At 29.0% G+C, this 10,940-nt stretch carries 10 protein-coding genes and 1 pseudogene; 4 read left to right on the top strand and 7 right to left on the bottom strand.

Annotated elements, in window-relative coordinates:
* A pseudogene (locus ACN0TS_RS18580) lies at nucleotides 1-155 on the bottom strand (ATP-binding protein); the annotation flags it as partial.
* Nucleotides 156-218: 63 nt separating this feature from the next.
* A complete protein-coding gene (locus tag ACN0TS_RS18575; RefSeq protein WP_417260821.1) occupies nucleotides 219-1,517 on the bottom strand; it encodes a hypothetical protein in 1,299 nt (432 codons plus the stop codon).
* Nucleotides 1,518-2,095: 578 nt separating this feature from the next.
* Between ACN0TS_RS18575 and ACN0TS_RS18570 the strand changes: the two genes are divergently transcribed.
* A complete protein-coding gene (locus ACN0TS_RS18570) occupies nucleotides 2,096-2,317 on the top strand; it encodes a helix-turn-helix domain-containing protein (RefSeq protein ID WP_417260820.1) in 222 nt (73 codons plus the stop codon).
* A gap of 15 nt (nucleotides 2,318-2,332) precedes the next feature.
* Here ACN0TS_RS18570 and ACN0TS_RS18565 read toward each other — a convergent pair whose 3' ends face one another.
* Nucleotides 2,333-2,935, bottom strand: coding sequence for a recombinase family protein (locus ACN0TS_RS18565; protein ID WP_417260819.1), 603 nt, complete (start codon nucleotides 2,933-2,935; stop codon nucleotides 2,333-2,335).
* Nucleotides 2,936-3,573: 638 nt separating this feature from the next.
* On the opposite strand from ACN0TS_RS18565, the gene ACN0TS_RS18560 reads away from it, so the two are divergent.
* Complete coding sequence (locus tag ACN0TS_RS18560; RefSeq protein WP_417260818.1) at nucleotides 3,574-4,755, top strand: hypothetical protein; 1,182 nt, start codon at nucleotides 3,574-3,576, stop codon at nucleotides 4,753-4,755.
* Here the strand turns inward: ACN0TS_RS18560 and ACN0TS_RS18555 are convergent.
* Nucleotides 4,752-6,359 carry a recombinase family protein gene (locus tag ACN0TS_RS18555; RefSeq protein ID WP_417260817.1) on the bottom strand — a complete coding sequence of 536 codons (1,608 nt, stop codon included), beginning with the start codon at nucleotides 6,357-6,359 and terminating at the stop codon, nucleotides 4,752-4,754. The two genes, ACN0TS_RS18560 and ACN0TS_RS18555, sit on opposite strands and share 4 nt — an antisense overlap.
* A gap of 121 nt (nucleotides 6,360-6,480) precedes the next feature.
* On the opposite strand from ACN0TS_RS18555, the gene ACN0TS_RS18550 reads away from it, so the two are divergent.
* Entirely contained in the window at nucleotides 6,481-7,011 is a 531-nt protein-coding gene (locus tag ACN0TS_RS18550; protein WP_417260816.1) for a hypothetical protein, read from the top strand.
* Nucleotides 7,012-7,094: 83 nt separating this feature from the next.
* Nucleotides 7,095-8,354, top strand: a complete 1,260-nt coding sequence (locus ACN0TS_RS18545) for a hypothetical protein (RefSeq protein WP_417260815.1) — start codon at nucleotides 7,095-7,097, stop codon at nucleotides 8,352-8,354.
* Here the strand turns inward: ACN0TS_RS18545 and ACN0TS_RS18540 are convergent.
* From ACN0TS_RS18540 to ACN0TS_RS18530, 3 genes are all read right to left on the bottom strand, one after another.
* Nucleotides 8,332-9,159, bottom strand: a complete 828-nt coding sequence (locus ACN0TS_RS18540; protein WP_417260814.1) for a DNA adenine methylase — start codon at nucleotides 9,157-9,159, stop codon at nucleotides 8,332-8,334. The genes ACN0TS_RS18545 and ACN0TS_RS18540 overlap by 23 nt on opposite strands.
* A complete protein-coding gene (locus ACN0TS_RS18535; RefSeq protein WP_417260813.1) occupies nucleotides 9,152-9,976 on the bottom strand; it encodes a DNA adenine methylase in 825 nt (274 codons plus the stop codon). The genes ACN0TS_RS18540 and ACN0TS_RS18535 overlap by 8 nt, the downstream gene beginning before the upstream one ends.
* Before the next feature lie 98 nt (nucleotides 9,977-10,074).
* On the bottom strand, nucleotides 10,075-10,940 hold an 866-nt coding region (locus ACN0TS_RS18530; RefSeq protein ID WP_417260812.1), incomplete at its 5' end, for a YifB family Mg chelatase-like AAA ATPase.

Here is a 10,940-nt window from a genome sequence, read left to right as displayed (position 1 = left end):
GCACGAGAAATGGTTACATCGCGATGTTCCAAAGGCTGTCGCATTACTTCGAGAACACCACGTTTAAATTCAGGAAGTTCATCCAAAAACAAAACGCCGTTGTGCGCCAAACTTATTTCGCCCGGCTGCGGATATTGTCCGCCGCCCACAAGGGCAACGTCTGTTTTATGGTTTAATGTGTACTTATTTTATTATTTTAATAAGCTTAAAGAAATCAGTTAATTAAGTTTTTCTTCTGATTTTAATAATTCATTTGTAATAGCTAAGAATTGATTTATCGATTTGTAAGTCAAATGCTGTTGGAAGTTTTCTAGATTATCTTTTCTGCCTTCAAGATTTCTAATTTTGTCATACTTCTTTCTTTCAGCTAATACTTCATTTCTATACTTCTTTAAAAATTCATTATCCAGATTTCCACCCAAATAACGACTATTGTAGATTTTTCTTAAGTCACTTAAATGTGAAATTATACTTTCAGATTTAGAAGTGTATAAATTAAATTGATTTACTGAATTAGCAACCTTATCAATATATTCTATATTATTATTTTGTATTTGCAAATAAATATCCCTTGTCAAAACTAAATCAGTTTGAGAAGTATGAATAATAATATCCTCACCATTTTTAGAAGTTTTATAACCCCTGTCATTTAAGTTTTTTTCTAAATTCACTAGCCGTAAATCAATTCCATAATCAAAAATTTCTCCAGTAGTTGCGAATAATTCTTTAGATTCAATATTTTGAATTACAACATTTTGTCTACTATTATAAGATTGATCCTCAATCACATTTACTATATCTCCTTCCTGTGTATACCCATATTTTTTTATCAATTCATATTTGCCATATAATTCAAATATGCCATTCAGGTACTTAACACCCGAAAGTTCCTTTAGAATAACAAAAGCATTCTTAGTATTTGTTGAATCTATATCTGTTTTATAAATAAATTCGGGATGTTTTTTTAATCGTTTTCTCAACTCATTTAATTCATTTATGGAACTGTTTTTTGGAGTATTAAGGCTGATTTGGCTAATAATTCTCTTCAACTCGTATTTGAATTGAGTTTCATTACTTTTTAAACTATTGAATCTAGATTTTTTGGAACTATTAATTTCATCATCTGCATAAACTAAATAGTTATAATTGTTCTTTAAAAAGAACTCTTGAGCTTTTATCAAAAGGTTTTTTTTCTTTTTATATCTTTCTTCTGATTTAACGAAATCCTTTACCAATTGAAGATGACGATTATACTCAAAAATCATAAGTTGGTTCTCTAAACTATCCTTTTGTTTAGTTTTTATTTCATTCAATAATTTGTGGTATTCTGGATTCTCTTGAGCCACTTGTTTTTCGGTGGCAACCAATCTTTCTTCTATTGGAAAGATAATAGGTTCCGCTGAATAATGTTTTGCAATTTCCTTGGTATGTTCTGGATTAAAACTGTAATGCGGGGTTTGAGATTTTACTATTTGAAAGAAACATAATAGTAAACAGAAAAATTTAACTTTTATCATTATTGGAAAATTAGTTTGAATTAGTAAAACAATAGATTATTGACTTTTAATTTAAATCCCAGTTTACATCTCCTATCTCTACACTGTTTAACATTTTAAAATCAATCCAAGAGATTCCACCATCAATTACGTTCAAAATAATTTTGAAACCTGAGAAAGTTTCTTCATTGAAATTTGTAGTCGCCCCTTTTTTTATTTCTTTTCGGATTCTCTGGTATTGTTCTTCCGTTAGTTGTATGCTTATATTTCTCATAAATTAAAAATTTTATTGTAACTATTTGTTTATCAATAGTTTAATAAATATAATCATTATTCTATGGGCATAGAAATAGAATATTCATCTTTTCTAAAATAGAAAGGTCATTTAATAGCTTTTAATGGACTGTTAGCCTTTTTTAAATATGTTATATAAAAATGGAAAAGAGATGTCTTAAAATGTCCTTGCTAAGCACATATAATGATGATATAGACAATCTATAATCAAAAACTTTATACACACAATAATAATATATATTTTCAAATTACAACGTATTCGTTGTTAAGATTTACACATTATTTACGGCACTTTGTTATCTATAATGGAGATTGACAAAGACATACAGTTAAAAAAACTCGGAATGAGAATTCGAAAATTAAGGTTAGATAAAAATCTTACTCAGTTTGACTTAGGTATTCTTGTCAACAAAGACCAACAAAGTATTCAAAGGTTAGAAGTTGGTAAAATGAATCCAACCTACATTTACCTAATGGAAATTTGCAATGGCCTTGAAATTTCCTTAAGCGAATTATTCGACATCTAGTATATTGATTTGCGCCTAATAATTCAATTTTGCAGATAAATGTTTTACTTTTTGAACGGTAGTGGCAGAAATATTGTGAATTAGAGCCGTTTTACGAATTGAGATTCCGCTTTTCAAGTCCTTAACCACATTTTTATATTTGAACAAAAAGTCTTTGTCTGATAAAATTGTTCCACGTTTTCTACCTTTATAAATACCTTTTGCTTTTGCTATTTTAATTCCCTCTCGTTGTCTTTCAAGAATACTATTTCTTTCCATTTCTGCAACATTAGCTAAAACAGAAACTATCATTTTAAATGCAGGATTAGGTTTTCCATCAATTAATGAATTGATGCCTAAATTTTCTACTTTAAGATTACATAGATTAATTTCAAAAAATTCTATTGTAGTTAAAATATCTAAAATATTGCGACCTAATCTATCAACTGCTTTTACAGTAATTTGATTAATTTCTCCCTTAGAAACTTTATCCATTAGATTGTTACCTTCTAATCTATCTTTAAAAGATATTGAACCTGAAATCTTATCAATAAATAGTACTTCTTCAGAGTGTTTTTTTAACAATTGCCTTTCAAAATTTTGATTAGGTGTTGAAATACGTATATATCTTGCTTTCATATAGTTATGTGTTTAATAAATATAACTATAAAAGAATTACTGTAACAATTTTAGGATCATTTAATTTAATACACTTTCAGTTGAATAAATGTGTTTCATTAGACTTTACTCTTATATCAAAAATAACCTATAACCTATTTTTTAAACAGTAAAAATTGATAACTAAAAAACTCAAAAATAAAGTTGTTGCAGAAATTGATAACTAAATCATAGTTTTGAACACTATTATGTACTCGTATTCTAATTTTGAACATAATTTGATTAATAATTGTCCGAAAATTGAGCTAAATTTGAATAAATTCAATTTAGTTATCACTTTTTTACATTTTAAATATCATAAGTGATTAATAATGAATTATTTATGAGATATTTTTTATGTAAAAACATTAAAAAAATAATTTTACTATAGTTTTTTAATTGTTATCATTTTAAAACTCGTTATCAAGTAGTAGAAGTGATAACTAATTATACATATTTTGAATAAAATATGTTTCTTCTACAAATATCCAGAAATGAATACACCTTTGAAAAGATACTTCGGTTCAAAAATATATCAATATAATTCAAAATTTGAACTTATTCATACCTACAATTCAATTGAATCGATAAGTAAGGAATATTTAAGGAATAATTTTGATTTGACTAAATCAAACAAGAATCATTTAAAAGTCATGAAAAATGATTCGATTCGAAAAAAAATATCTGAATGCCTTAATAATAATGTTGCCGAAAAATATCTAGGCCACTATTGGACTAAATTAGATTTACAACAACTAGTAGAAGACTTTGAATATAATATAATACTTTTTGATTTAAATGACCCAAAAGAATCATACGACGATGAGGATGAATTTTTCTTTAAGGAAACGTGGGATGAAAAAAGACAACGTGGCCTTTATGTAAGAATAAGAAACCATACTATATCAGAAATTCCTGAGGTCGGCATAAGGTTGCATAAAGCGATATTTAAAGATTTTCAAAATACAGAGAACATTAAATTTATTGTTCTTAAATTGATGAAAGAGTACTTTTTCAACAAAAAAAATTTAAATGATTTTAATAATTTTGATAGTTTAAATTCTTCATTAAAACACATCGAAGATTACATTTTTAAAGATTTTACAGAACACTATTATCGAAAATTTAAGAGAAATGGTGATATAATTTTTGAATATGGAAACATATACAAATATAGTGATGAAGATAAGTTATCATTAATTCACAAAAATGAATTTATTGATACTTATGAATCAGTTGAAAGAATGTGGCTTTGGGAAAAAGAGAAATTAGAAAAGTATAATAAAGAATATAAAAGTGTAAGAGGATTTCATAACCTTTATTCTGTAAAGAGAAGTACTAGTGATATAATTGACCGAAATGGTGTAATTGTTCCTGTGTTCTTAGGCAAAAATGGAACCCTAAAAATTAAATTGACTGACTGGAAATCTAAAACTAAAATTTATGATGTTCACAAAATTATAGCGGCTGCTTTTAACGATGAAATCATTAAGCCCTCCGAGAATCATACAAAACTATATTTTAGAGATAACAACAAGTTAAATGTGTCAATTGAAAACTTATATTGGTCTATTCCTAAATATAAACTGCCAAAAGAAAAAAAGATTTCCCACGGAAATCAAAAAAACGTCTATCAATATGATAAAAGTTTTAACTTAATCAAAGTACATGCATCAGTTAATGAAGCTGTGGAGTCGGATACGAAATTTACAAAATCTAATATCTCTGCTTGCTGTCATGGAAAACGAAAATCTCATGCAAATTTCATCTGGTCTTACACACCCTTAGAAAATTCAATTTAATGTTTACTTTTGGATTTAACCGAATTTACTTTATTAATCATTGTATCAATGGGATTAAACATTTCTTGGAAATTACATTTCCAATCTAAAATATAAGTAAGTGACTTGGGAGAGTTATGGAAAATAATCTCTACATAATATCTTCTATTAGAATTTATCCATCTAATCTTTATTCGCTTAATATATCTTTTAAGTGCATGTTTTTTTGTGTTGAAATCAGTTTTTGATGATAATTGTGCAAAATCACTTTTTATTTCCTTTTCCGTTTTTATATTTAAGCTAAGATATTGTATTTCATTTTCAACTTTCAATTGCTTGACCTCAATATCTTTAATTTTATTAGAAATTCTTTCAATTTCATTTTTAATGTCCTTTTCATCAATAAGACCTTTAATAGCAAATTGTATGGCCTTTTGTTTTTCTTTACTAAGCTTTAAATGCTCTTTTCTTATAACTGCTAATTGACTGGTTAGCGTTTCAATATCCTTTTCAACTTGAGAATTATTTAAGTTGTCAATCAAATGTTTCCTGAATCTTTCTTCCAAAATCATTTGACTCCATATAAAGTTATTTAGTCCATCAATATTTATAGACCTATTTCCGCAGTTCTCATTTTTGTAACGCTTAGAACTACACATATAATAATTATCTTTCTTGTTAACCCTTGTTCTTCCGTACATATTCCTTCCACACTTTGCACACTCTAAGAATCCTTTGAGTAAATATAAATGCTCTGTTTGCTTACCAGAAGTATTGGAATTATTTTTTAAATTATGATTAACCTTATCCCATAATTCTGGTTCTATAATTATTGGAGAAGCATAGTAATTATTAGAAAATTTTCGCTTTCCTTTATAAATAGGGTTAGAGATAATATTTCGAATTGTATTTCCTGCCCAATTTATGTCGGCTTTGTTTGTGGTAGTCAACTTTCCAGTTTGCTTATTGACAGTAGTTATAGTACCCTTCTGAATTTTATTATATCTTGTCGGTATATTATCATTATTCAATATTTCAGCAATTTTATTAGTGCCCTTTCCACTTAGAGAAAGTTTAAAAATCCGTTTAATAATTTTCGATTCTGTTTTATCAATTATTAAAAAGCCTTTTTTATCTTTTGAATAACCGTAAGGTAATATACCGTGTGCTCTACCTGCCTTAGCATTTGACTTCAAGACTGATTTAATTTTTATTTTTTGCTCGGTAATTTGGCGTTTATGAATAATTCCCTTTATTTCTGATATGAATTCATCATCTGGATTTGAAAAATCAATACGGCCATCAATATGACTGTAAGTAATAACATTGTATTCTTTAAAAATATCGGTAATAGTATATTTTGTTCTTGGGTTTCTTGAAAGGCGAGATTCATCAATTACAAAAACTGCATTTATTTTTTCCGATACGACATCCGATAACAATTGTGTAATTGCTGGACGCTCTTCTAATGAGTCCCCAGCACCACTAATGCCCTCATCAACATAAAACTTATATGGCATTTCTAAGTCCTTTGCCTTATCAATTCCCAATTGTTTTTGGTCATCGATACTTCTATCTTTACCTTCTTCTTTTAAGCGACTAATTCTGCAATAAATGGCAAGCATACTTAATTCAATTTTAATTTATAAAAATAATAAAAGAACTTTTTATTGTACACATTAGTAAAAAAACATGTCCTTCTATTTAATACTAGAATTGTATCTTCGAATAAATAATTATTAAAATATGGAATTTACTATTAAAGAAATTATCTGTAGAACCCCATATCTAGAAGATAAAAAAACACAGATATTATTAGAAGAATTTCATGACTTAAAAAAAATTGGATATTACAATAAAAAACAAGCTTTAAAAGTGTTGAAATGGAAATCACCTCGACCTACTAGGTATTATGAATTAAATACAGAGGAAGACTTCATAAACATAACATCCACGGCATTTAAACAACATAATGAAAAATTAAAAATTCATATACTTACAGCACTTGAAGGAGTTAACTATCCATCAGCATCGGCATTATTAATGTTTTACGACCAAAAATACCCAGTACTTGATATTAGAGTATGGCGACAACTTTATAGATTAGGAAGTGTTAACTCAAACCCAAAAGGAAAGAATTTCACCCTAAATCAATGGAGTAAGTATTTAGAGGTTATTAATATTCTGTCTAAAGAATTTAAAATAAATCAAAGGCAAATTGAAAAGCAAATTTTTGACTATGATAAAATTTCTCAAATAGGTCTTTTATATAAATAGTTATTAATAGTAACAAACCATAATTAGTTTCAAGGTCTTTTAAATTATTGCATGTATCTTTCACCTTAAATTAAACTAGTAAAATGGATTCAATAAACTTTGGTACAGGAAGAATTGGCGAGATTATTTCTTATTTAAAAAAAAAACACAACGTTGAGGATGCTACAACTCTTTCAGAAGATATTAAACTAAATGCTTTATTAGATTCTTTAAATCTTGATGTTGAAGATTTTGATGCCCTTATTGCAGAAAACTCTCCTGTATTTAGAACCGTAAAAGGACATGCCTTTGAATCTGTATTTAAGTATATACTTGAAGAAAACGATTATTTAGCTATTCAAATTGGAGGAGATGATGCTGTAGATTTAATGGTTAACGATTTTTCCTTGCAGCTAAAAACGCCAAATATGGCGGGAACCAACAGCGAGTATGTTCAATATAAAACTCATAAAACTCATGGTGCTAAATCAGAAAAAGAATCAATGGGCTATTATCATGGAATAAACCATTTCGCTGATTTTTTAGTAGGCTTGATTACTTATGAACCCCTAAATATTCTTATTCTAAACCAAAATGAAATTCCAAGACATCCAAATGATAATAACAAAATTAAAAGCCCCTTTAGAATTAGATGGAGAAATCATAAAGGATTAAATAATTTTGAAAGACTTGGAATTAAAAACATTGATTTAAAAAGAAATAGCCATATTCCTAGTAATGCATTGCTTGAGGTTCTTCCAAAATCAAGCTCAAAATTAAATCTAAAATCAGAAATAATTATTGACACAATACTGACTGATGGTAATTTTAGAATATGGGATATGTCAATAAGAGGTTTCGCACGTGAAGTAGTTATAAATAATTTTCTAATAAAACATAACATAGAATGTTTAAACCCAGTAAATTTGAGACCAATCAGAGGAGATAAAGCGGACTTTGCTGTAAAAATAAATGGTTCAAATACATTTTTTCAAGTTAAAGGGGTTTCGACAAATAATTGTAGATTTCAAGGAATAAATTCCGTTGTGGCCACTGAAACACAACTAACCAGAGGAAGAGTTAATGACCACCCAACTCAAAGTAGATTATATTTAAAATCAGATTTTGAATATTTAGTCCTTGCCCTTGGACCGCCCTTAGTTAAACTATTTAGTGAAGAAATAGGAATTGATTTTAAAATTGAATGGAAAATATTTATGATTCCGACTGATGAACTTCAATCTCATGCAAAGATGAATCATAGAATAAATTCGTTGCAAAAATTTTTATATAAAGATTTGCTCAAATATGAATTGAGTTCAGAAAACATTTCAAAAATTTTTAAACCTCAACTGTGTAGTTAGTTATTATTAATTCATTCCCCATTGTTCTTGATGCTCCATTGATATTTGCGGTATTATAAAGCCAGCTTTTGGTATAAATATTTGCCCATTTATACAACACCCTTATCTCTTCACAATCATCGTAGGATAAACAAAATTTGAATTTTGTGTTTTTCAAGATATCGGCTAATCTTTTATGGTCTTTTAATACAAAGGAGTTAGTGTAAGCCCTCTTTTGATCAGCTAAATAATATGGCGGATCTAGATAGATTAAGACTTTATCATCTTTTGACTTGGCATTAATAACTTCCTCAAAATCTAAACTTGTGATTTTTGTATTTTGTAATTTAATATGTGCATTCAGTAAGAAATTTTTCCAGTTTTTGGGAGGAGAACTTTTACCATCCTTATAACCCCAAGCTGGTTTATTAATTATGCCCGAATATGATGTTCTATTCAAGTAATAAGTTTGGAATGCTCTTTCGAAACTTGACTTAGCATTCATTTGGATAATTTCTTTATGTCTTTCACGGTTAGCATATTCATCATCAAATAAAACACTAAAATCCTTAATGGAGGACTTATTCAAAATATGACTATATACATTCATCAAATCATTATCAATATCATTTATCCAATTTCTATCCGCTTTTTTCTTACCAAAGAAAACGCTTCCACCACCAACAAAAGGCTCTCTATATTCTGAATGTTCTACAACATTTAAAAATGGAATAATATGTTTAAGTGCATAAAATTTACCGCCTGGATATCGAAAAGGAGACTTGACATAATCAGTTGATTTTACATAAGGTTTAAGCTTATTCATTAAATAAAGTTTCTTGTTTTGGAATATTATAATTTGTAATAATTAATTCGAACCCGAGTTTTCTCCTACCATTTTCAACATTAGAGTTATCTACTCTATAAAAGAAATTAACTTCATAAATATTTGCCCAATTGTACAAAAGCCTTATTTCTTCACAATCATCGTAAGTTAAAAAGAATTTATGTGGAGTTTTCTTTAAGGTTTCTGCAAGCCTCTCATGGTCGTGAATATCAAATCCATTTCTATAATGCTTGTGCTTAGGTGGTTTAAAGTAAGGTGGGTCAACAAAAATTAAAACATTATTCTTACTTTTATTGAGAATAACCTTTTCAAAATCAATCGATGTTAACTTTACATTATTTAATTTTTCACCACATGGTAAAATTCTCTCATGCCATCTATTAGGTGGTAAACTTCTCTTAGGTCTATATCCCCAAGAGGGAGACACTAATTTCCCACTAAATGACGTTCTATTAAGATAATAATACTTCCAAGCAGTTTCAAATTGATTTGAAGGTTGGCTATTAAAAACTTCCCGCCATCTTTCTTTGTTAGCAACTTCATTTTTATATGAGTCTGCCAAATTTAATCTTGTTGAAGTATTACTAATTATTTTATAAGTGTCAATCAATTCAGAGTCTAAATCATTGAGCCAATTAAATTTCGATTTCGATTTGGAAAAAAAAACACTCCCTCCACCTACGAAAGGTTCTCTATATTCATCATGTTCAATACTTTCCCAGAACTTAGAAAGAAGTTTTATAGCATAAAATTTTCCTCCCGGGTATCTAAATAGTACAGGGGTTTTTCTTGTCATTAACGAAGGTGTAAGGTTGATTAGAATTAATTATTTAAAGATTACAAACTTAATACATCAATCAATTAATTAATAATTAAATTACTTAAATATATTGTTCACATTAAAATAATTACATCACTAATTGTGTGATGTGGACTTCGGAAAGGCCGCGAAGTCATAATACCACCTTTTTCCATGGTACGTCCCGCAACGCTGTGAATTTTTGTTGTTTCGAGACTTTCCTGCAATGTCATTGGCGGTAAAATACTTGGCAAACGTTTGGCAAGCATCGTTTTTCCCGAACCCGGCGGACCAATCAAAATAATATTATGGCCACCGGCTGCTGCAATTTCCATACAGCGTTTTATGGATTCCTGTCCTTTCACATCAGCAAAGTCGTGTTCCGGATGTTCCAAGTGCTCGTAAAATTCGGCCACCATATCCACCTCGGTTTTTTCAAGTTGAATATTTTCGTTGAAAAAATCAATTACTTCTTTTATATTCTCAATCCCAAAAACATCAATTCCTTCAACGATAGCAGCTTCTTTTGCGTTTTGTTTCGGAAGTATAAATCCCTTAAAACCTTCCTCTTTTGCTTTCAGCGCAATTGGTAAAGCACCACGAATGGGCTGTAGATTTCCATCGAGCGAAAGTTCACCCATAATTATATATTCCGAAAGTGGATTTCGCTCTTCAATCTGTTCTGTGGCAATGAGAATACCCATCGCCAAGGTAAGATCATAGGCAGAACCCTCCTTCCGAAGATCTGCGGGCGACATGTTGAGAATTAATTTTTTTCCGGGAATTTTGAAACCGTTGTTTTGCAGGGCAGCGGCTATACGGAAATTGCTTTCGCGAATGGCATTGTCTGGCAGTCCAACTAAATGGTAACCTACCCCAATATCAACATTTACTTCAACTGTAATAGTTGTGGCCTCAACGCCAAAAACGGCGCTTCCATAAACTTTTGTAAGCATAAATT

Origin of the sequence: Celeribacter sp. (assembly GCF_048266405.1) — a bacterium.
GTDB lineage: Bacteria > Pseudomonadota > Alphaproteobacteria > Rhodobacterales > Rhodobacteraceae > Celeribacter.
The sequence above is the reverse complement of the archived record's forward strand: the minus strand, read 5'-3'. Positions and strand labels throughout refer to the sequence as shown.